This window comes from Actinomadura alba (assembly GCF_014323705.1).
Taxonomy (GTDB): Bacteria; Actinomycetota; Actinomycetes; order Streptosporangiales; family Streptosporangiaceae; genus Actinomadura_C; species Actinomadura_C alba.
In genome coordinates this window covers 55,967-75,788 of the sequence record NZ_JABVEC010000022.1, presented here as the reverse complement: position 1 = coordinate 75,788, position 19,822 = coordinate 55,967, and the positions used below count along the sequence as shown (strand labels likewise).

The following is a 19,822-nucleotide window of genomic DNA, read 5'->3' as shown; positions in this document are numbered from 1 at the left end:
TCCTGAGTCGCTTTCCTCGTAGCCGCGCTCCGTAGAGGCCGGACACTGGTCGCGCAGAGGAGGACGACGGCCCGGCTGACCACCTCGATGCGAACTATCGGCAGCCCCGAGGTCGAGCGCTCGCCGCGCTGGTGGGGACGTGTGTTGGCGTACGAGCCGATGAGGCGCTGTGCGGCGGTGTTGCTGTACGTCACTGCTACAGCAGTCGTCCTGATCTGCGGCAGAACCCCGACCGGACCGCGAGTACCCGCTCTTGCCCCCCGTTCACCAGCGGCGAGCCGAGACGGGTGGCCAGGTTGCAGGGGAATGATCTTGGTCGCTGACCTGGCGATCCGCTGACCTGCGGGTTGGGCGGTCGACTGCCCGTGAGTGACCCTGGGTCCCCCTTGATCACCATCCTGACGGGCACATAACGGGCACGGCGTTGCATGCTGCCGATCCCTGACCAAGCGACCTCATTCTTATCAATTCGTTCCACCCCAAGATGATCAAGGCTTGGTGCGCTGATGTCCTGTGGCTAACGGTCGTCGAGGTGCGCTGGTGTTCGCCTGTGTTGCCGTCACCGTTGCCGTCAGGGCGTGGGGCTCTGGCGCGGTTCGCCATTGGCGGACGGATCGCGAGTGTCGGCGTGGGTTGGGGTCTCCCTGTACGCTTCGTACAGCCACATCGAGACCACCAATGGCCCACCGAAGGTCACTGTAAACCACTCCGAAGGCAACAGCGCGCCAGGAATCGCCATGATGAGGAAGAGAAGGATCATGAGCCAGAACGGCAGCCGTGGCATCCAGACTTGAGGCAACAGCCAGCAGAAACTCCATACCAGGATCAAGGCGAAAAGGAGCATGAGCCAGAAAGGCGGCTCTGGCGTCCAGTTCCGAGGCACTAGCCAGACAAAAATCACTCCGATGACGGAGAGATGAAGGAGCACCACCCGGCGAGACAGCTGTCGTCCAAAGAGACGTTGAAGTATGTCAGTGACACTCATGCGCCCGGTTTGACGCTGGGCCTGGTTCTCCCCGCTCATGCTCGCCATTATGGCTGTCGATTCCGCGCAAGAACACCCACCCTCGCGGACGCACGGGGCGCAGACCCGCGGCGGACGAGGTCGAACTGTGCATGCCACTGGCGAGCGGCACCATGAGATCGCGGACACGCTGAGCACGATGGCCAAGGCCGAGCTCGAGCCACGGCGATCGTCTTAAGCATTAGCTTGGGAAGTCACTTCCAGCGGTCGCCGCTCACCTGCGGTATCGCTGACCTGCGCCAACGCGACGACCTACCCGCAAGTGACCGTACGTGCCCCTGATTGACCGCTCTAACGGGCACGCAACGGGCACGGCCAGCAGGCCCCCCCGGGGGGGTGAACCACTGACCATCCGCTCTTCAGAAGTGACATCAGCCCTGTTCACGGTACCCGTGGCGAGGTCAGACGGTGGTCGACGTGTGCTCGTGTGAGCCTCTGGAAGGGGACGTTGCCGTCAATGTTGTCGTCGGGCGCACTCGGAGCACCGTGCGCTGGGGGTGCCGTCGCGTTGGAGAAGACCGCGCCCGGTCGACCGGGGAACGCTTAGGTCCGGCGTGGGAGGGCGAGCTGTCTACAGGTTGGCCAGCTTGGTGGCTAGGCGCGGCGTTGGGGCGTCGGCCACGGGCCGCCAGGAATAGCCCTCGGCTTCTGACCTCGCTCGTGATGGTCGCCGCGGTGAGTTTGTTCGGACTCCGTTGACCACCACAGCACTGACCCTATTCACGTCGGGCGGCGCGTCCGGCGGCGAGGCTTGGGGGTGGAGTCCTTTTGCGGGGGCTTCTTACGGGTGGGTGGTTGTTGGGGGGTACGGCCACGGGAGCTGTTGGGGGTGCGGCCGCGGACGATGCCGATCAAGTCCTCCATGAGATCGGTCGTCTCGGCCTCGAGCCAGGCCAGGCCGATCTGGGACTGAGGGGCGTCGGTCACGGTGCGGTAGGTGAGGTCTTTGCGGTGGTGGAGACGGGCCAGAGACTGAGGGAGCAGTAGTACGCCAGCCCCCGACGCCACCAGCTCGATCGCGTCCGCCGTGCTCTCGGGACGGGTGAAGGCGGGCTGCCCGGGCCGGTCAACCCAGGCCAAGTCCTCGTCGAGCGGCTCGAGCACATGCTCGTCGGCGAGGTCGGCAAGCTCCACCTCCTCGACTGCGGCCACCGCGTGATCCTTCGGCACCACCATCACGGTCGTCTCCAAGTACAGCGGGATCACGTGGAGAGCTTCGCGGTCGACGGGCAGGCGCACAAACGCCGCGTCCACGCCCCCGTTCCGCAGCAGGAGGACAGCCTCGGCGGCGGGCATCTGGATCAGCCGAAGCGGCACCTCCCGTACTCGCTCGGCCCATACCCGGGCCCATTTCCCGGGCGTCACTCCCGGCGCGTAGGCCAGCCGGAACTCACTCTTGGTCACCTTCTCAGCCTAACCGCGTCCAGACGACTCCCTCCTGCTGGCTACTCTTGAGCTCATGAGCACGTCCAAGGCGAAGGCCCCGCAGACCATGAAGCCCGCGACCGCGGCCAAGAAGCTGGGGATCCTGTTGTCGGCAGCGCCCGCCGAATTCCAGGAGGGCGTCGTCTCCCGGGACGAGCTGAACGCGCTCCAGGCCGACCCGCCCTCTTGGCTCGCCGACCTGCGCCGCGAGGGCCCCCACCCCCGCCAGGTCGTCGCCGCCAAGCTCCGCGTCTCCGCCTCGGGCCTGGCCCGCGCCGACATCACAGGCCCTCTTACCACCGCCGAGATCGAGACCTTGAAGGCCGAAAGACCCGACTGGCTAGAACGCGAGCAGACCATCCAAACCCGGGTCCGCCAAGATGAGCTCCACCTCAAGCAGCAGCGTGCCAAGGCTTGACCCACCGGAACGAGGTTGGTCTCTGCCGGGGTCTGTCCAGCGTTCGGCTCTGTCGCTCTTTCGGTGGTAACTGAGGGGCTGCAGGACGGGTACCGCGGGGTCTTCGGCCCGGCGTTTAGCAGGTGATCGCGGTAGAGGGTCGACGAGGGTGGGACGATATTGCGGCGCCCGCCGGATCCGCTCAGGCTTGTCGATTCGCGCGTAGCGTTTGACGGTGTTCAGGGCGAGGTTCAGCCGCCGGGCGCACTCGCCGAGGCCGACGCCCGCGTCGAGTAGGTCGTGGACTTGGTGCCATCGGGCAAGGGTGGTGGTCGTTCCGCCGTCGAGTTTGCGCACGCGGAAGGCGCTGGCCCAGCAGCCGCTGTGAACGGGACGGATCAGTAAAGCGGCCGGCCTCGACAATTTCCGCTTTCACGACATCCGGCACACGTGCGTGTCGCTGCTGCTCGACCTCGGCGTCCCGCCGCACATCGTGAGAGACATCGTCGGCCACAGTGGATCGGGTGTGGCTGCTGCCCGCTGACGCCGACTACTCCATGATCTTCGAGGTCGTTTTTCAGCCGGGTGCTGGGAGCCGGCCTTGGGCCCTTCAGTGTCGCTTCGAGCACGAGGATCAGATTCCTCCAACTGTCTCTATGGCTCCTGCGGGCAGCAGCCGCCTTGGTGGCGATGGCAAGAAGGGGGTCAGGTGCTCACAGAAACCCAGGACAACGAAGAGATCATCGCGCGGGTCGCGGCGCTGGATATCGGTAAGGCCGAGCTGGTGTGCTGTGTGCGGGTCGCGACACCGCCGCCTGACCACCAACTCCACACCACCCGGCTCCGCTGGCGCTCCGCCGGGTGCTACCGCGCGCCCAGTGACCCTCCGATTTTCGGATCAGGCGTGGTGATCGTCCTGATCGCGAGGCGTCTGCCGAGGTAGTTGACGGTGAACGTGTGTCGTCGGTTGTGTTCAGTTGCTGTCGTTGCCGTCAGGGTTGCCATTACCCGCGACCGCGTAGCCAGGGGACAAACCGAACGCCACCCGTACGACGCCGACGATCAGGGCGATCAACGCCATCAGCCACGCCGTAAACGCAGCGATCGCGGATTCGTTGACGTGTTCGCCGTTGCCTTCGATCGTCCCCTCGTACGCGATGACCGATGGCAGCACGAACATGCCCAGACTGACGGCCAACCACAACAACCCGGTCGATACCGCGATCGGTCGCGGGCGCCATGACCACCGCGACCGGCTCCATGCCACGATTGCGAGAGCCATCGCGCAAGCCGCGGCAGGCAGGATCGTCCTGGCCGCCCAATGCTGCAACATCAGCGACCAGTACCACTGTTCGGCCGGCATGGGGTCCATGTAATAAAGAATCGGGTCAGGTGGTCCCCTCAGCCCCCGCCAAGTGCCCAGCAGCGCGCCACCCAGCAGGCCACCGACGAAAGCGCCGACCGCCGCCCAAAGCGGAGTTCGGCCGAACCAGCGAACGAACAATGTGGCGAACAGACCAGCCAACGCGCCCAAGATGATGCCTTTGGAGGCTCCGTAGGCGATCGGGTTCGTCTGATTCCACGGAAGGTTGTCCTCATGGCCGGCCCGCCACACCCCGACACAGCCCCAGGCGACCGCACCGACCGCCGCACCGACCGAACTCAGACCACGCGGCCGAATCCATCGCACCACCGGCCCTGTAGTGCCTCTCAACTATCCGCCTCCGCGCGATGAATCGCTCTCATCGCCTGGTTGCACGAGAACCCTCCGGGGAGGGTACCGCCGGCCCTCCTGCGGATCGAAGCGCTGCCCCGGAGGACAGCGCCAACGTAACCGTGCGCCACCTCGGTGACCTGTTGTTCTAGCTGGTAAGCCGGGATCTAGGGTGATCATTTGGAGTGCCCCGGCAGACGTGCCGCCCGGCTTTCGGCTCGGCGATGTCCTCGTACTTGAGCGCGCTATTAGCTTGGCAAGTCACTTCCAGCGCTCGTCGCTCACCTGTGGTGCGACTGAACTGCGAGGATTTGGCATCCGCCCCTCGGGCAACGCGGGAGAACGTCAAGGGGAATGACCGGGGTGCGCACCCACGTGCGCTCGACCTCTTTCAATCATGAGCTCCCTTGTTTCTGCGCGGCTGTCCGGCCGGGGTTGGATGATGAACTATGAATAGTCGTAGATGGCGGGTGTCGGCTGGTCATGGTCAGATGCGTGGCGGAAATCGGCGCGTTCGCCGACCGCAGGTGGCGACTCTTCTCGGCCTGACGACGGCGATCGTGCTGGCCGGTTGCAGCAACGATCTTGACCCAGTGGTCGGGCACTGGCGCGCGGACAAGTCTCACGCGGAGACGTTCACCTACCTGTTCCGGGACTTCGGCAACAAGTCCGAGATCGACATCGGCGATGACGGCAGGGCGGTCGTCAGCCCGAATCACGGTACCGATTGCGGCGGCACGATCACGCGAGAGGACGACGCGGCCGGCGCCGAAAGGTTCCGTATCACGTTGGGCTGCCCCGGCCTCCCGCACACCATGACCGCGACGCTGAAGAAGAACAACGGCGGGCCCGACGTGCTCGAGATGTCGATCCCTGACGAGCCCGATACGGGGGTATTCCGCTTCAATCGAATGCCTTGAGCCACCTTCACGTTCCACCCGCATTCCCGGACCGTTGCCCCTGCTGTCGATCCCGCGCAGGTCGAACCACGGCGCGGGCCACGCCCGCCCATGGCCAGTCGACGACCACGACACGGTCGCCGGCGAGCAGGAGGTTGTCGGCCCGGATGTCGGCTTGAGCTGCGTGCGTTGTCACATGTGCGCCTCCCGATGCGTCAATGCAGTAACGCATCGCAGCGATGCCGCGCGTCAGCGGCGTAGTTGGCAAGACAGAAAGGAAGCAGCTGTGCAAGCACGCATTCAGAACCCGGCCGTGATCATCCCGGAGGCGATGAAGCCCCTCATGGAGCTGGGCAAGACGGTCCGCAAGGCCGGTGTCGCGCAGACAACGGTGGAGCTGGTCCAGCTACGGGTAAGTCAGATCAACGGATGCAGCGTCTGCGTGGACGGCGACTCACGCACCGCCGGCAAGGCAGGGGTAAGTGACGAGAAGCGCTCCACTGTGGCAGCGTGGCGTCACACGCCCTACTTCACCGAGGCTGAACGCGCCGCTCTCGCACTCGCCGAAGCCGCCACCCGCCTCGCCGACACCGCGGATCCCGTCCCGGACGAGATCTGGGAGGAAGCCGCCAAGCTCTTCAGTGAACAGGAGCTGGCAGCACTCATCCTGGCCATCGGCATCACCAACCTCTACAACCGTCTCAATGTCACAACCCGGCAGATAGCCGGCCCGCAGCCCTGGGAGTGACACGGGCAGCGCCCGGGGTGAAGGCGGCAGGTCCTTATCGGGGTTCGAGCCGCGGAACCGCGACCTCCGCTTTCGGATGGGGCGGTCATGGGGCGTCGAGGCGGCCGAGGAGGCTCGCGAGCCCGGCGAGCCGATCGGCGATCCGGGCGGCGACCCCGTCGGCCGCGCGATCGGCGGCGCCCAGCCGTACGGCATCGTGCAGCGCGTACATCTCGTACCCGCGCAACCGAAGCCCGGCCGCGAGATCGGCGGCGGCCAGAGCACCGGCGACCGCCCCGGTGAGGTCGCCGCCGGCCGCCGAGACCCACGGGTGGGCGAGCTCCAGGGTGAAGTCGATGGTGCGGAAGGCGGGCAGTGTCCGCTCGTCGGCGGCGGCCAGCGCGCGGCGGGCCTCGACGAGGTCGCCGGTGAGCGCGGCGGCGTGCGCCAGCTCGCCGAGGCAGAGCCCGGCGAACCCGGTGGGCCCGGCGGGAAGCCGCCCGGCTCCGTCGAGGCTCCACGCGAGGGCGTCGCCGGCCATCCCGCGCAGCCGGCTGATCTGCGCGCGGTGGCCGCAGTATCCGGCGGTGCCGTTGTCCCACCCAGGGCGCTCGCCATCCGGCATCCCTCGATCAGTACGGCCGGGTCGGCCCGGCCGCCGCTGTCCAGCCGCCAGACCGCGACCAGCAGCGCGTCTCCGGGCCGGGCGCCGTGCGCCTCGACGGTGTCCGCGAGGCGGCGCTTCACCCGCTTGGCGCGCAGCGGTCCGCAGCGGGCCCGGACGACCTCGCCGTACAGAGGACTGGCCGGCCGCACCCGCAGCCGGTCGCCCTCCTGCGCGCAGACGATGAGGTTCCTGGCCTCCATGCGCTCCAGGGCCTCCGGGTCGACCAGCCGTTCCAGCAGATCGTCGTCGATGGGCTCGCCGAACGCCGCGTACTCGAGCACCTCCCGCTCCGCGGCGGTGAGGTCGCCGATCTGGCTCTCGACCAGTTCCCTGACCGGTCCGGCCACCGGGAGGTCACCCCGCCAGCTCCACACCCCGCCGATGAGCGAGAGGGCGCCGCCGACGACGCCGGTCGTCACGAGCTCGCGCAGGAACAGCACGTTGCCCTGGGTGAGCCGGTGCAGTTGCCGTACGGTCAGCGCCTCGACGTGACCGCCCAGCGCCCCCGTGAGAACTTCGTGAACTCGGCCTGCGTCAGCGGCCCGAGGTCCAGGCGCGCCAGCCGGTCGTCCTTCCACAACGCGGTCACCGCGTCCGGGGCGGCGGCTCCGAGCCGGACGGTGACGATGAGCCTGGTCCCGCCATCCTGTGCGAGGTGCAGGAGCAGGGCCGCCGAGGCGCGATCGAGCAGGTGGGCGTCGTCGGCGACGAGGACGTGCCCCTCTCGCCCGTCACGCGGCCGCAGCGCGTCGGCGACCCAGCGCAGCGGCGGGTGCTCAGCCGCCGCCTGATCAGTTCGAGCTCCGCCACCCGGCCGGCGAACGGCCAGACCTGGCGGACGTCTCGGGGAGTCGACCTCATGTCGAAGGAGCCGCCCACCGCCCGCGTGATGCACCGCCTTTTCCGTACAAGAGTCGCACAGCAGGCCAGGCGACGGCGGGTACGGCCGACAACGGCCAGGCCCGCGTCGTGACGTCGGCCGGATGCGGCCAGCCGGTCCACTTGCCGCCGAGTTGGTCGACTACGCATGGTCATCTTGTAGGTAAGTGGGCGCTTTGCCGGGGTTGGGGGTTCGGGGGCCGTTGTGATTGATTTTGATACGGATTTTCGGCGCGCCTACCCCTCCTACGGCACCACCCGTCGCCTGGACGATCTGCGCGCGTCGGAGTACGCCTATCTCGACGCCGAAGATCACGTCTACCTCGACTACACCGGTTCGGGATTGCCCGCCGACAGTCAGTTGCGGGCACACGCCGACCGGGTGCGCGGTGCGTGCTTCGGCAATCCGCACTCCGAGAATCCGACGTCGAGCGCCTCCACCGCGCTCGTCGAAAGCGCCCGAGCGGCGATCCTCGCGTTTTTTAACGCCTCGCCCGACGAGTACGCGGTGATCTTCACGCACAACGCGACCGGCGCGTGCCGGCTGGTCGGTGAGGCCTACCCCTTTCGGCCGGGCTCCCGCGTCGTGCTGACCATCGACAACCACAACTCGGCGAACGGGATCCGCGAGTTCGCCCGGGCCGGCGGCGCGACGGTGCGGTACGTGCCCGTCCGGCCGCCGGAATTGCGCGCCGGGACGGAAGAGGTCCGCGCCGCGCTGAGCCGGCGCAGGCACCGCCGGGGGCTGTTCGTGTTCCCCGCGCAGAGCAACTTCACCGGCGTGCAGCATCCGCTGAGCTGGATCGAGCTCGCCCACGAGCAGGGCTATGACGTGCTGCTCGACGCCGCCGCGTACGTTCCCGCCAACCGGCTCGACCTCGGCGAGGTGCACCCGGACTTCGTACCGGTGAGCTGGTACAAGGTGTTCGGCTACCCGACGGGCGTCGGCTGCCTGCTCGCCCGCTGGGAGGCCCTCGGCCGGCTGCGCCGGCCCTGGTTCGCCGGCGGCACCATCCACGCGGCGAGCGCCCTCGGCGGCTGGCACGTGCTGGCCGACGACGAGACGGCGTTCGAGGACGGCACGCTGAACTTCCTCAGCATTCCCGATGTGGAGACCGGCCTGGCCTGGGTCAGCGGCATCGGCATGGATCTGATCCACCGGCGGGTCACGTGCCTGACCGGCTGGCTACTCGACCGGCTGCGGGACCTGCGGCACACCGACGGCACACCGCTCATCAGGCTGTACGGCCCGCCGGGGACGGCCGGGCGCGGCGGAACGGTCGCCTTCAACGTGCTGACTCCCCGAGGGGAGGTCGTCGACGAGCGCGTCGTGGCCAGGGACGCGACCGCCGGCCGGATCTCGTTGCGTACGGGGTGCTTCTGCAATCCCGGTGCCGGCGAGGGCGCCTTCGCCATCACCGAGAAGGCCCTGACGAAGTCGGGCCGTCGCACATCCGCGTCCCTCGACGAGCACCTCCGGTTCCTCGGCCTGCCGAGCGGCGGCGCCATCCGCGCCTCGTTCGGGCTGGCGTCCAACCTGCGGGACGTCGAGCGGTTCCTCGCCTTCCTCGAGGAGACCTACCTCGACCGGATGCCCGACGAGAGCGGCCTCCGCCCGCGCGAACGCTGCTGACGGTCGACGCCGGCCGCCCCGGTCGGCGGGTGGAGGGTGGCAGGACGGTATGTATCGTCGGGCAATGGGCAGCGATGATGACACCCTCCTGGCGGAGCAGATCGCCTACTACCGGGCCGGTGCGGCCGAGTACGACCGGGCCTATGCAGAGCGTGAGGACCTGCAGGGGTTGCCGGCTGTGGCCGATGGCCTTCCGATTGTCGGGGACGTGCTGGAGTTGGCCTGCGGAACGGGCCAGTGGACCCCGGTGCTCGCCGCGCGGGCGCGTTCGGTGACGGCTGTCGACGCGGCAGCCGAGGTGTTGGCCCTCGCTCGTGCGAGGACCGCATCTTTCAGCGTCCAGTTCATTCAGGCCGATGTGTTCGAGTGGCAGCCGCCTCGGCGCTACGACACGGTGTTCTTCGCCTTCTGGCTCTCCCATGTCCCGCCGGCGCGGTTGCCCGACTTCTGGAACACCGTCGCTGCCATGCTCGCGCCAGGCGGCAGAGCGATCTTCATCGACGACGGCCCCGCCGAAGCCGAGAGGGAGGAAGTCCTCGCGGATCAGCCCGTCCCCGCGGTGCTGCGCCGGCTCGATGACGGCAGCCGGCACCGCATCGTGAAGGTGTTCCACGATGCCCGGACGCTCACGGGCGACCTGACGGCGCTGGGGTGGTCGGTTCGGGTCCGGCCGGTGGAGGGGAGCTTCATCGTCGGCGTTGCAGAACCGCCGGCCAACCTTCGCTGAGAAGTCGCGATGCCGTGCCAGGAGCTTCCGGTGTTGGTCTACAGCGCTGCACTGGATCTGTCAGTCGTTCGCTCTATGGTCGGGGTTTCGGCCGGTCGAAGAAGACGGAGGTCATCATGGCGATCGTGAACCAGCAGGTGGCGGGGTACGCGTTCCTGCGTGGGATGTACTCGGACGGATATTTCCCGGACCACCTCGTTGACAAGGGAAAGGCGATCCTGCTGAGGCTGTGCGAGCGGATCGAGACCGAGCGGCCGACGGATCTGGCGGCGTTGTACGAGTTGACGAACGCGGCGACGCAGGAGTTCAACGCACTGGACGAAGAGTTGGTGGCGGCCGAGAGCGAGATCGAGACCGTTGCGCGGGAGCTGATAGCAGCCGACTTCGTGTTCGTTGCATCGTCCTACGGGTTCGAGGACGCCGATACGGAGGAGCTGATCGCAACCCGCGATTGGTGACGTGACGCTGGCGGTGGCCTTCGGGGTGAGCCTGTGCTTCCTTGAGCTGTTTCCAACTTGTCAGCCGTACCGCCGGATCAGGTTGAGCACGCCCTTCAGCCCCCAGTCGGGCCCGCCCTGCGACACCACGCACAGCAGCTCGCGGATGTGCAGGAGCTCAAGGTGCTCGCGCCACCCGGGGTCCGGTGGGTGGACCTCGTGGTAGGCGGCGAAGAGCCGGTCCAGGGCCGAGGAGCCGGCGTCCGACGTCGTCATCCCCGAGCACATCATCATGCTGAGGTCGGCCTCGGGCCAGCTCCACGACACCGCCGGATCGATGAGCGCGGGCGAGCCGTCCGGCATGGCCAGCACGTTCCCGTACCAGAGGTCGCCGTGCGTCAGAGCGGGGTAGGACGGTGGCACCAGTTCCGGCAGCCGCTCGCAGATCCGCTCGACCGCGGCCCGGCCGGCGGCGTCGAGCGCCGCCTCCGCCGCCGGTTCGCGCAGATAGCGAAGCACCCGATGACGTACGAAGAACTCGTAACAGTCGTCGGTCCAGGTGTTGATCTGGGGGGTCGGCCCCAGCCAGTTGTCGTGCGGCCAGCCGAACCGCTCAGCCCGTACGGAGTGCAGCCGGGCGAGCGCATGCCCCAGCCGCTCCCAGAACGGGCCGTCGTCGAATCCGGGCAGTGGATCCAGCACCTCGATGACGAGATGGCCGGGGCCGACGTCGATGACCCGCGGTGCGCCGATCGCGCCGCTGTCGCGCAGCACCGTCAGCCCCTCGGCCTCGGCCTCGAACAGGCCGGCCGGGACATCCGGCGTGACCTTCACGACCTGGCGTGAGCCGTCCGCCTGGGTGAGCAGCCAGCCGCTGTGATGAGTGCCCCCGACCAGCGGAACCGCCTCGACGGCGTCGTCCAGGTAGGGCGTCACCCGGCAAACCCTAGCCGGAGGTCTCCTCCTCCGGGAACGCCGTGGTGTAGGCGACCGTGACGCGGTCCGCCGCGCTCCGTGCCTTGGCCTGGTCGGCCCCGGCCGCGACATTCGCCTCGTACCACTGCTCGCTGCACAGTGTCAGGAACCGCTGGCCGTCATCGGAGGCCAGCCACGCGTTGGCCTCCTGCGGATCCCCCGGATGGGTCGAGCACATGTACAGGTAGAGGCCCATGAAGCCCATGTCCCAGCCGATTCCCACCGCGCCCGGACCGAACTCGTCCCACTGGTCGTCGCCGACGGTGGCGAGGTGCTCGAGCTGGAATCGGGTGCGGCCGTCCGGATCGGTGGACAGGCTCACCTCGATCCAGCTGATGCCCTCGCCGTACTCCCAGGTCGCGGCGAAGCCCTTCGGCGGATCGCACCGCTCGATCGTGCCGCCCGCGTTGCCCTCCAGCTGGTACCGGCCGCCCAGCCGGAGTTCGCCCGAGACGGGCAGGAACCACCGGGTGATGCGCTCGGGGTCGGTACAGGCGTCCCACACGTCCTCGATGGTCGCGTCGTACGCCTGGCTGATCGTCATGACGTGCACCTCGCCGGCTTCGACCACGCGCGTGCCCAGCTGCCGTCGTACGGCGTTGACCTGCTGCGTTACATCGATCACGAAGTTCTCCTGGTGTTCGGCTCTTCGGCGGATCGGGTCGCCGAGCACATCGAACGCGTGCAAGCAAGGAGGCTACAAGCATCAATTTATATAAGTCAACGCCTATAGAAGTCGGAGCGCCGGCGGCTCCGCGAGAGAGCCGCCGGCACCGCGATGGTCAGCGGTCCTCCGGATCCGGTGGGGTGGTCACCCTTCCGTTGGCGGTGCCGACGTCGCCGGCATCGGACGGAGGCGACCCAGGCGACTCAGGCGGCTCGCCCGGATCTCCCGGATCTCCCGGATCTCCCGGCCGGCTCGGCATCGCCTTCGCCGCCCCACCGGCCCGCCGCTTGTGCCGCCGCAACCGCGCCTTCATCACCGGCTCGACCGCGCGCGCGGCCAGCGGGCCGATCGTGGCGAGGGCGAGCACGTAGGCGGCGGCCAGGGTGGCGAGTTCGGCGTCGGCGTCGGCCGCGACGGCCAGCCCAGCGATGACGATGCTGAACTCCCCGCGGGGGATCAGCGCCGCGCCCGCGCGGGCCCGGCCCATCGAGCCGACACCGGCCCGCCGGGCCGCGATGTATCCGGTCGCCATCTTGGTCACCACCCCGGTGACGGCGAGCGCGATGGCCACGCCCGCGACCGGCGCCAGGTGGGCGGGATTGGTCTGCAGGCCGAAGAAGACGAAGAACACGGCGGCGAACAGGTCGCGGAGCGGGGACAGCAACTGCCGCGCGGTGTGCGCGATCGGGCCGGACAGCGCGATGCCGACCAGGAAGGCGCCGACGGCGGCCGAGACGTGCAGCTTCTGCGCGATGCCGGCCACGAGGATGGTGAGCCCGAGCACCTTGAGCAGGAGCACCTCGTCGTTGGGCGAGGAGACGAACGCCTCCAGCTGACGCCCGTACCGCAGGGCGACGAGCAGCACCACGGCGACCGCGGCGACCGCGACGCCCAGGCTGAGCGCCCCGGACGCGACGCCGCCCGCGGCCAGCAGCGTCGTGAGCAGCGGCAGGTAGACGGCCATCCCGAGGTCTTCCATGACCAGGATCGACAGCACTGCCGGGGTCTCGCGGTGACCGAGCCAGCCCAGGTCGGACAGCACCTTGGCGGTGATGCCCGAGGAGGTGACGTACGTCACGCCGGCGAGGACGACGGCGGCGACCGGCCCCCAGCCCAGCAGGAGCGCGGCGACGGCGCCGGGCGTGGCGTTCAGCACCAGGTCGGCCAGCCCGGCCGGTGCCGAGCGGCGCAGGTTGCCCACGAGCTCGTCGGCCGTGTACTCCAGCCCGAGCGTGAGCAGCAGCAGGATGACGCCGATCTCGGCGCCGGTGGCGATGAACTCCTGGCTGGCCGACAGGGGCAGGAAGCCGCCGACGCCGAAGGCCAGACCGGCGAGGAGGTAGAGGGGGATGGGCGAGATGCTCGCGCGGGCGGCGAGGGTGCCGACGAGGCCGAGTCCGAGCAGTACGCCGCCGAGTTCGAGCAGCAGGATCGAGAAGTCGTGCATGCGCGGCCTCAGCCCGAAGAGAGGATGTCGGCGACAGCGGCCGTGCCCTCGGCGGTGCCGACCACGACGACCACGTCTCCGGCGGCGAACGCGAAGCCGGGCGTCGGGCTGGCGAGCACCTCACGGCCCCGCACCACCGCCACGATGGACGCGCCGGTACGGGTCCGCACCCGGGTGTCCCCCAGGGTCCGTCCGTCGTAGGGCGATCCCGCCTCTATCGGTATCCGTTCGCTGACCAGGCCCTGAACTTGCCGTTCGAGGTCGGCGAGGCGTTCGACGATCCGGGACGCGGCGAGGAGCTCGGCCAGGCCGTCGGCCTCCTCGACGGTCAGCACCACCGTCTCGCTCGTGCTGTCGGGGTCGTCGGCGTCATAGACCACCAGGTCACGACGGCCCGAGCGGTGCGAGACGACCCCCACTCGGCGGCCCTGCCGCGTCGTGAAGACATGCAAAAGCCCGATTCCTGGCAGCGCCGATCGCTCGAAGTCCACCCGGCGTCCATCCCTTCTCATCTTCCGGCCCATTCGATCACCCCGCCGGCGTACGCCCGCGGGCACCGGCGCCGTGCGGGCGCGGGCCACTGCGGTACTACGGGGGATGAGTTTCGCGCTCCCGACCGTAACAGTGACGATCAGCGTTCCGCGAAATGCCGGCGGACCGCCTCGGTGCCGTGGTGGGCTCGAGGCGTGCCCGCTTTCACCTCAGATGACGCGACCAAGCTCGCCTACCACGTCGAGGGAGAAGGACCGGTTCTCGTGTGCCTTCCCGGCGGGCCGGGCCGCGCATCACGTTACCTCGGTGACCTGGGTGGTCTTACCCGGCACCGGACGCTCATCCGGCTCGACGGCCGGGGCTCCGGGGAGTCGGCCAGGCCGGCCGATCCGGCCACGTACCGCTGCGACCGCCTCGTGGCGGATGTCGAGGCGCTCCGCGTCCACCTCGGGCTGGAGCGCATGGACCTGCTCGCCCACTCGGCGGCGGGCGATCTGGCGGTGCTGTACGCGGCCCGCCATCCGGAGCGGCTGCGCCGGCTCGTCCTCGTCACCCCCGCCCTGTCCGCGGTCGGCGTGGAGGAGACCGAGGAGGAGTGGCACGCGGCGCTGGAGCGCATGTCGGATCGGCCGTGGTACGCCGACGCGCGCGAGGCGATGACGGCGTGGGACTCCGGCGACGACAGCCCGGCGGTGCGGTTGAGGGCGGCCCCGTTCCTTTACGGGCAGTGGGACGACGCCGCCCTCGCCCATGCGCGCGGCGGCTTCGAGGAACGCGCGCCTGCGGCCGCCGAGGGCTTCTACACCGAGGGCGCCTTCGCACCGGAGGAAACCCGCGCGGCGCTGTCCCGGCTCACCGCCCCGGTGCTCGTCGTCGTCGGCGAGCTCGACGCGGGACCCACGCCGAACCAGGCCGCGGAACTTGCGGCGTTCTTCCCCGAGGGCTGGCTGATCGCGCAGGCCGGCGTCGCCCACTTCCCGTGGGTGACCCGCCCGGCGGCGTTCGCGGCGACCGTTGAGGACTTCCTCGCGTGGGATCCGCTCGCCTGATGGCCGTACGGGTGAACGCGTCTTCGCGTTCATGCGTCCAAGAGACGATCTGTCGGCTTAGCGGCGTTCGGGAGGAACCGTGACCCCTGGGAAACGTGCCGCGTGGATCGCGGCGCTGTGGCTCTGGATTCCCGTGCTGGTGGGGCTGGTCGGGCTGTTCCTGCACATGTTCATGTCGGGCTGGAAGCTCACGCAGGTCCTCACCCTGTGGTTCGATCGCTCGTTCCTCCCGCGCGGCGACCTCTTCACGCTGCCCGCGGTGACCTGGCTCTGGATCGCCATCGGGCTGCTGCTGACCGCGCTGGTCCTCAGCCTCGACGAATACGCCGAGTTGGACGTCGACTGGACCTCGCCCGGGCGGGCCATCACGGTGGGGCTGCTCGTGCTGACCGGCGTCGGCCTGGTCCTCGCGCCGATGCCGGGCGCTCTCTGGGACAACGACAAGGACCGGGAGCGGTTCTACAGCAGCGCCACCGTGTTCCACGTGCCCAACCTGGCCGGTCCCCCGTCCTCGATGGCCAAGCTGGTCGAGGGCTCCCGGCCGGGCCGAGACGGCTGCGACCGGCTCGGCCGCCACGACGTACGCTCCTGCATCAAGGTCGGCAACGGCTATCCGGCCCTGCGCTGGGAGTCGCGGACGTCCTCGCTCGCCGCGGCGCGGACGGCGATGAAGGCGGCGGCCTCACCGGTGGCCGGGGTCAACGTCATGGAGAGCAGCTTCACCTACCAATGGGGCTCCTCCCCCAACACCGGCCAGTGGTCGGCCGTGCTCGACGGATCCGGCGGCACCCCGGCGTACGGCGTCGCGCAGTGGGACGGCCGGACCAACTCCGCGCAGGTGTGCCGGTTCGGCACCGGCAACCGGTTCCAGCGGGCGTTCGGCGGCAGCGGACGCAACAGCCTGCGCAACCTGCTCGCGGACCGCCATCCCGATCTGATCTATACCGACAAGGACATCTGGGGCTACTGCCAGGGCGACCGGCCCGTCATCGTCATCGCCGTACAACGGCCGATCGACTACCGCAATCGCACGGTCACGGTCGCCGCCGGAGTGCTCATCCTGGAGGGGTCCGCGAGCGGCCGCCCGGACATCACCCACCGGCCCCGGGTCCGGCCCGGAGAGCTGCCCGGCCCCGTCTACCCGATCTCACTGGTACGCACCCAGCGCGACGCCGCCCAGTGGGCCGCGGGCCGCGGCGAGCACAACGACTCCTTCGGTCTGGAACCGACCGGGTTCGAGACCCAGAAGGCCAACCCCGGCGAGTACCTGCTGCGCGGCGCCGACCGCCGGCTCTACTACGTCACGCCGCTCACACCGCGCGACACCTCCTCGGAGCTGTTCGTGGCGTACGGGGTCGTGCCCGCCGACCAGGTCGACTCGGGGCGGCTGAACCGCTACGACCTCTACACCCTCACCGACGGCGACCCGAACATCGCCGATCTCAACGCGCTCAACGTCAAGGCCAAGAGCGCGTCGTGCGGCGGCACCCTCGAGCAGTTCATCCCGCTCGGCGGGCAGGACTGGCGGGTGTACGGCGTCGACGGCGGACAGACGCTCTGCTACATCGACGTCTCCGTGAACGGCCAGGTACAGCCCCGTACGGTGCGGCAGCCCACCGCCGAGTCCGGCCGGCCCGCGCCGAGCTCGGGAGCAGAGCAAGGGCGGCGGCCCGAGAAGGCCGAGTGCGGCCGAGCACCGGACGAGCTCAATGATCGCGAGCTGGCCGAATGCCTCGCCGACTTCGCCGAGGAGGTACGCCGACGCGCGGGACGCGGCTGACAGGCCGCTCCACCTACACGCGGATTCTCACCGAGAGCTACGCGATCGGCGACATTATCTTCGCCGGCTACGGAACGGTCGACCTCGAACGATCAGCCGGCGGCGAGCTCGATCATGAAGAACGCGGCCACGTGGGTCAGGACCACGCAGACGATCAGGGCGAAGAAGACGATGGCCGCGGGACGGTGCTCGAAATGCCGTCCCGGCTTGAGCGGTCCGAGCTCACGCTGGCGCGCCGCGATGCGTTCCTCGAGCGGAGGCCGGTTGAAGATCATTGACGCTGCTCCGCCAAGACCACGTCGCTCATGATGTCGGCGAACAGCGCGAGCAGGCCACCGACGACGACCACGCCCACTCCGGCCCAGAACAGGACCCAGTTCCCCATGGGCAGGCCGAATCCGCCGAGGACGAACCCCACCATGATCACGGTGACCGCGACCCATGACGCTGGGCGGCCCGCGTGGCTGTTGCTCGACATCGTGTGGACCCTTCGGGCTAGAGGAACTCGGTACCGCACAGGATATTGTCACCCGCGCGTGCTCCGCTCCCGACCCCCTCGTAGCGACCCGAAGGCACCGGCACCGCCGTCACCGGGCCGTCACCGGCCGGACCACCCGGCCCGCCGATACGATACGCGGGCTTGATCAAGAGCGGGGATTAGCCCTTGGACCTCCAGGCAATAGACGAACCGTCTATTTCATGCCGTCCGGAGGTTCACACTCATGGCAGAGACCAAGCGCAGTAGGGAATCCGGCAGGACGGTCTCGGGCAGACCCGGCCTCAAGGACACCGTTGAGTTCCAATGGGAAGAGAGGCTGCAGTCCGTCCTGGCGAACGGCGGTATGCGGATCCATGACGTCAAAGCCCCGGCCTACGAATATCTCCGGCCCTACGACGATGCTCCGGAAAGCCGCGGATTCCCGGTCTATCCGAACCTCGTCGACCATCTGCTGACAGTCAAGGAACACCCTGACCCCATCATCGAACACGTCCTCGCCACGTGCGCCGGATACGCCTATTCGGATGCGGAGACCCTCTCGACAATCATGGCGAGAATGGGACTAAAGGACAATCGCTGCCGGATGATCCAGGCGATCGCCGAGCCGATGTTCATCTGTTCCACGTCGTTCTTGATTCAGAGCGCCGACGGCCGGGTCGCCATTCTCTGCTACCGGGGCACCGAGCCGGCGAACTTCATAAACTGGCTGACCGCCTGGGACGTCGAACCGGAGCGCATGGGCTACCAGCTCGGGGATCCGTGCGCCGGCGTGCACGCCGGTTTCTACCGCAACGTGCGGGCCACACGCTACGAGGTCATGCAGGCGCTGCGCCGCGCCCTGAAGGGAGAGTCCCTGCGCGGCACGCTCAACGGGGAACGCGATCATGAGCCGGGGCGGCTGGAGGCGCTCTACATCACGGGACACAGCCTCGGCGGCGCGATGGCCGCGTTGATGGCCGTCATGATGCAACACGAGCGAAAGTACGAGGAGCTCGCGGACCTGCTCAACGCCGGAGCCGTCTACACGTTCGGCCAACCCATGATCGGCGACCCGAGCTTCGCCGCGGCCTGCGAGAAGAATTCCTTCCTGCGCGACAAGGTCATCCGGTACACCTACGACAACGACGTCGTCCCGCATCTTCCACCGCGCACTTCCGGCCCGTACAAGCATTTCGGTCGGGAGCGGCGGTATCAGATCTCACATCTCAAGCAGAACGCGCTGGGCTGGCTGGGGCGCCTGGGGTGCGCCCACCGGCCCAGGCAGGGTGACTGGCACGACAAGCAGCACCCCACCTCGCAGATGCCGAGCGCTCTGGGTCTGATGCTGGGAATATCGGCGTTCGCCGCCCGCCGGTCACAGATACTGCGTTCGCTTCCCGTCGTCTACTCCTATGAGGACCATCTTCCGCATCACTACATCTCCGCGTTGACTCCGTACGGGGCCCTCAACGAGTTCGGTGATTGATCCGGTTACGCGCTCACCGCTTTCGGTCGAAGCGCGCGGCGAATCGCGCGACCTCGGGATGCGTCGCGCTCTCCGCCTGCGCCCATGACTCGAACTCCACGACCGACTCCAGATCGTCGCGGGTGGCCAGCCGGACCGCGCGCTTGAGGTCGCGGGCCAACTCGGGACGCAGTCCGGCGTGCCGCTCTGCGCGCCGCATCGCCTCAGCGAGCGGGTCGGTTTCGACGGTGAGCACGAGTCCCTGTGCCAGCGCCTCCTCCGCCGACAGGGCACCCCCGTCCAGCATGATCGCCAGTGCGCGCTGCGGGCCGAGCTCGCGGGTGAGGAAGTAGGTGCATCCCCCACCCGGATGCAGCCCGATCCTGGTGAAGGTGGCGGCGAACGTCGCGTCCGGGCCGGCGATGCGCAGATCGCAGCACAGCGCGAGGTTGAGGCCGGCTCCCACGGCGGGGCCCTGCACGGCGGCGATCGTGGGAATCTCCAGGTCGCGCAGGGCGAGGAAGCTCTGGTAGTAGGTGCGCAGCCGGTCCCGCAACTCCCCCACGGGACGGTCGGCCTGTTCCGTACCGAACAGCGCGGGAAGATCCGCGCCGGCACAGAACGACGACCCCTCGGCTCCGACGACCAGCACGCGCGCGGAGCGGTCCTCCCGTACGGCGGCGATGGCGGCGCTCAGCTCCACGCGCATCCGCTCGCCCAGCGCGTTCCGCCGCTCCGGATCCGCGAGGGTGATGAGCCGTACCCCGTCCGCGGGTGTCTCCAGGCGTACGGTCTGCCACTGCGTCATATCGGCCTCTCCTCGGCTCCCGGCGGAACGCTCGACAGAACATCTCACAGGTGGGCGGCGTGCGCAGGCACGCCCGTCCCGCGCGGATCCGACCAGACTTCTCCCCAGGCAGGCCACGGTGGCGCCGCCACC

General features: G+C 68.8%; 23 protein-coding genes and 1 pseudogene. 11 read left to right on the top strand and 13 right to left on the bottom strand.

Annotation, left to right across the window (positions count from 1 at the left end):
• Positions 1–571: 571 nt before the first annotated feature.
• Positions 572–1,024, bottom strand: a complete 453-nt coding sequence (locus tag HKK74_RS25980; RefSeq protein WP_187245963.1) for a hypothetical protein — start codon at positions 1,022–1,024, stop codon at positions 572–574.
• A 720-nt stretch (positions 1,025–1,744) separates the two neighbouring features.
• On the bottom strand, positions 1,745–2,428 hold the full coding sequence (locus HKK74_RS25975) for a LysR family substrate-binding domain-containing protein (RefSeq protein ID WP_312881759.1): 684 nt from the start codon (positions 2,426–2,428) through the stop codon (positions 1,745–1,747).
• Positions 2,429–2,483: 55 nt separating this feature from the next.
• Between HKK74_RS25975 and HKK74_RS25970 the strand changes: the two genes are divergently transcribed.
• Positions 2,484–2,867, top strand: coding sequence for a DUF5997 family protein (locus tag HKK74_RS25970; protein WP_187237995.1), 384 nt, complete (start codon positions 2,484–2,486; stop codon positions 2,865–2,867).
• 84 nt (positions 2,868–2,951) lie between these two features.
• Here the strand turns inward: HKK74_RS25970 and HKK74_RS41995 are convergent.
• Positions 2,952–3,233: pseudogene (locus HKK74_RS41995) on the bottom strand (ISL3 family transposase); the annotation flags it as partial.
• Between the two features lie 10 nt (positions 3,234–3,243).
• On the opposite strand from HKK74_RS41995, the gene HKK74_RS40220 reads away from it, so the two are divergent.
• Together HKK74_RS40220 and HKK74_RS25955 are read left to right on the top strand one after the other, a co-directional pair.
• The gene (locus tag HKK74_RS40220; RefSeq protein ID WP_187246028.1) at positions 3,244–3,390 is read left to right on the top strand and encodes a tyrosine-type recombinase/integrase; all 147 of its coding nucleotides are present in this window, start codon (positions 3,244–3,246) and stop codon (positions 3,388–3,390) included.
• A gap of 165 nt (positions 3,391–3,555) precedes the next feature.
• Positions 3,556–3,789, top strand: coding sequence for a hypothetical protein (locus HKK74_RS25955; protein ID WP_187246039.1), 234 nt, complete (start codon positions 3,556–3,558; stop codon positions 3,787–3,789).
• A 30-nt stretch (positions 3,790–3,819) separates the two neighbouring features.
• On the opposite strand, the gene HKK74_RS25950 is transcribed toward HKK74_RS25955, so the two are convergent.
• On the bottom strand, positions 3,820–4,536 hold the full coding sequence (locus HKK74_RS25950; RefSeq protein ID WP_187245962.1) for a hypothetical protein: 717 nt from the start codon (positions 4,534–4,536) through the stop codon (positions 3,820–3,822).
• A 551-nt stretch (positions 4,537–5,087) separates the two neighbouring features.
• Here HKK74_RS25950 and HKK74_RS25945 point away from each other — a divergent pair.
• Both HKK74_RS25945 and HKK74_RS25940 read left to right on the top strand, forming a co-directional pair.
• Positions 5,088–5,480, top strand: a complete 393-nt coding sequence (locus tag HKK74_RS25945; protein WP_187245961.1) for a hypothetical protein — start codon at positions 5,088–5,090, stop codon at positions 5,478–5,480.
• 265 nt (positions 5,481–5,745) lie between these two features.
• Entirely contained in the window at positions 5,746–6,207 is a 462-nt protein-coding gene (locus tag HKK74_RS25940) for a carboxymuconolactone decarboxylase family protein (protein ID WP_187245960.1), read from the top strand.
• A gap of 85 nt (positions 6,208–6,292) precedes the next feature.
• On the opposite strand, the gene HKK74_RS25935 is transcribed toward HKK74_RS25940, so the two are convergent.
• Both HKK74_RS25935 and HKK74_RS25930 read right to left on the bottom strand, forming a co-directional pair.
• Positions 6,293–6,811 (bottom strand): hypothetical protein, encoded by a 519-nt coding sequence (locus HKK74_RS25935; protein ID WP_187245959.1) that lies wholly within the window; start codon positions 6,809–6,811, stop codon positions 6,293–6,295.
• Positions 6,812–7,328: 517 nt separating this feature from the next.
• Positions 7,329–7,748, bottom strand: a complete 420-nt coding sequence (locus HKK74_RS25930) for a hypothetical protein (protein ID WP_187245958.1) — start codon at positions 7,746–7,748, stop codon at positions 7,329–7,331.
• 189 nt (positions 7,749–7,937) lie between these two features.
• Here HKK74_RS25930 and HKK74_RS25925 point away from each other — a divergent pair, with 189 nt between their 5' ends.
• The 3 genes from HKK74_RS25925 to HKK74_RS25915 all read left to right on the top strand — a co-directional run bounded on the left by HKK74_RS25925 (position 7,938) and on the right by HKK74_RS25915 (position 10,550).
• Entirely contained in the window at positions 7,938–9,365 is a 1,428-nt protein-coding gene (locus HKK74_RS25925) for an aminotransferase class V-fold PLP-dependent enzyme (RefSeq protein ID WP_187245957.1), read from the top strand.
• A gap of 64 nt (positions 9,366–9,429) precedes the next feature.
• Positions 9,430–10,092 carry a class I SAM-dependent methyltransferase gene (locus HKK74_RS25920; RefSeq protein ID WP_187245956.1) on the top strand — a complete coding sequence of 221 codons (663 nt, stop codon included), beginning with the start codon at positions 9,430–9,432 and terminating at the stop codon, positions 10,090–10,092.
• A 116-nt stretch (positions 10,093–10,208) separates the two neighbouring features.
• Positions 10,209–10,550, top strand: coding sequence for a DUF5713 family protein (locus HKK74_RS25915; protein WP_187245955.1), 342 nt, complete (start codon positions 10,209–10,211; stop codon positions 10,548–10,550).
• A 60-nt stretch (positions 10,551–10,610) separates the two neighbouring features.
• On the opposite strand, the gene HKK74_RS25910 is transcribed toward HKK74_RS25915, so the two are convergent.
• The 4 genes from HKK74_RS25910 to HKK74_RS25895 form a co-directional block, all read right to left on the bottom strand.
• Positions 10,611–11,465: a fructosamine kinase family protein gene (locus tag HKK74_RS25910; protein ID WP_222722737.1), complete on the bottom strand. Its 855-nt coding sequence runs from the start codon at positions 11,463–11,465 to the stop codon at positions 10,611–10,613.
• A gap of 10 nt (positions 11,466–11,475) precedes the next feature.
• Entirely contained in the window at positions 11,476–12,192 is a 717-nt protein-coding gene (locus HKK74_RS25905; RefSeq protein ID WP_246491989.1) for an SRPBCC family protein, read from the bottom strand.
• Between the two features lie 94 nt (positions 12,193–12,286).
• Complete coding sequence (locus tag HKK74_RS25900; RefSeq protein ID WP_187245953.1) at positions 12,287–13,618, bottom strand: cation:proton antiporter; 1,332 nt, start codon at positions 13,616–13,618, stop codon at positions 12,287–12,289.
• Between the two features lie 8 nt (positions 13,619–13,626).
• Positions 13,627–14,130 (bottom strand): cation:proton antiporter regulatory subunit, encoded by a 504-nt coding sequence (locus HKK74_RS25895; protein WP_222722736.1) that lies wholly within the window; start codon positions 14,128–14,130, stop codon positions 13,627–13,629.
• A 174-nt stretch (positions 14,131–14,304) separates the two neighbouring features.
• On the opposite strand from HKK74_RS25895, the gene HKK74_RS25890 reads away from it, so the two are divergent.
• Positions 14,305–15,159, top strand: a complete 855-nt coding sequence (locus HKK74_RS25890; RefSeq protein ID WP_187245952.1) for an alpha/beta fold hydrolase — start codon at positions 14,305–14,307, stop codon at positions 15,157–15,159.
• 79 nt (positions 15,160–15,238) lie between these two features.
• A complete protein-coding gene (locus HKK74_RS25885) occupies positions 15,239–16,939 on the top strand; it encodes a hypothetical protein (RefSeq protein ID WP_187245951.1) in 1,701 nt (566 codons plus the stop codon).
• Positions 16,940–17,031: 92 nt separating this feature from the next.
• Here HKK74_RS25885 and HKK74_RS25880 read toward each other — a convergent pair whose 3' ends face one another.
• Positions 17,032–17,214 (bottom strand): hypothetical protein, encoded by a 183-nt coding sequence (locus HKK74_RS25880; RefSeq protein WP_222722734.1) that lies wholly within the window; start codon positions 17,212–17,214, stop codon positions 17,032–17,034.
• Positions 17,211–17,417, bottom strand: coding sequence for an HGxxPAAW family protein (locus tag HKK74_RS25875; RefSeq protein ID WP_187245950.1), 207 nt, complete (start codon positions 17,415–17,417; stop codon positions 17,211–17,213). The genes HKK74_RS25880 and HKK74_RS25875 overlap by 4 nt, the downstream gene beginning before the upstream one ends.
• Before the next feature lie 244 nt (positions 17,418–17,661).
• On the opposite strand from HKK74_RS25875, the gene HKK74_RS25870 reads away from it, so the two are divergent.
• Positions 17,662–18,903, top strand: coding sequence for a lipase family protein (locus tag HKK74_RS25870; protein WP_187245949.1), 1,242 nt, complete (start codon positions 17,662–17,664; stop codon positions 18,901–18,903).
• Positions 18,904–18,916: 13 nt separating this feature from the next.
• Here the strand turns inward: HKK74_RS25870 and HKK74_RS25865 are convergent, their stop codons facing one another.
• Positions 18,917–19,690, bottom strand: a complete 774-nt coding sequence (locus HKK74_RS25865; protein ID WP_187245948.1) for an enoyl-CoA hydratase — start codon at positions 19,688–19,690, stop codon at positions 18,917–18,919.
• Between the last annotated feature and the right edge of the window lie 132 nt (positions 19,691–19,822).

What these genes read in the sequence shown, in the direction of transcription:
- HKK74_RS25935 (WP_187245959.1), bottom strand. Translation starts at nt 6,811, where the DNA reads ATGCCGGATGGCGAGCGCCCTGGGTGGGACAACGGCACCGCCGGATAC.
- HKK74_RS25865 (WP_187245948.1), bottom strand. Translation starts at nt 19,690, where the DNA reads ATGACGCAGTGGCAGACCGTACGCCTGGAGACACCCGCGGACGGGGTA.
- HKK74_RS25880 (WP_222722734.1), bottom strand. Translation starts at nt 17,214, where the DNA reads ATGATCTTCAACCGGCCTCCGCTCGAGGAACGCATCGCGGCGCGCCAG.
- HKK74_RS25870 (WP_187245949.1), top strand. Translation starts at nt 17,662, where the DNA reads ATGGCAGAGACCAAGCGCAGTAGGGAATCCGGCAGGACGGTCTCGGGC.
- HKK74_RS25915 (WP_187245955.1), top strand. Translation starts at nt 10,209, where the DNA reads ATGGCGATCGTGAACCAGCAGGTGGCGGGGTACGCGTTCCTGCGTGGG.
- HKK74_RS25980 (WP_187245963.1), bottom strand. Translation starts at nt 1,024, where the DNA reads ATGAGCGGGGAGAACCAGGCCCAGCGTCAAACCGGGCGCATGAGTGTC.
- HKK74_RS25900 (WP_187245953.1), bottom strand. Translation starts at nt 13,618, where the DNA reads ATGCACGACTTCTCGATCCTGCTGCTCGAACTCGGCGGCGTACTGCTC.
- HKK74_RS25920 (WP_187245956.1), top strand. Translation starts at nt 9,430, where the DNA reads ATGGGCAGCGATGATGACACCCTCCTGGCGGAGCAGATCGCCTACTAC.
- HKK74_RS25970 (WP_187237995.1), top strand. Translation starts at nt 2,484, where the DNA reads ATGAGCACGTCCAAGGCGAAGGCCCCGCAGACCATGAAGCCCGCGACC.
- HKK74_RS25895 (WP_222722736.1), bottom strand. Translation starts at nt 14,130, where the DNA reads ATGAGAAGGGATGGACGCCGGGTGGACTTCGAGCGATCGGCGCTGCCA.
- HKK74_RS25875 (WP_187245950.1), bottom strand. Translation starts at nt 17,417, where the DNA reads ATGTCGAGCAACAGCCACGCGGGCCGCCCAGCGTCATGGGTCGCGGTC.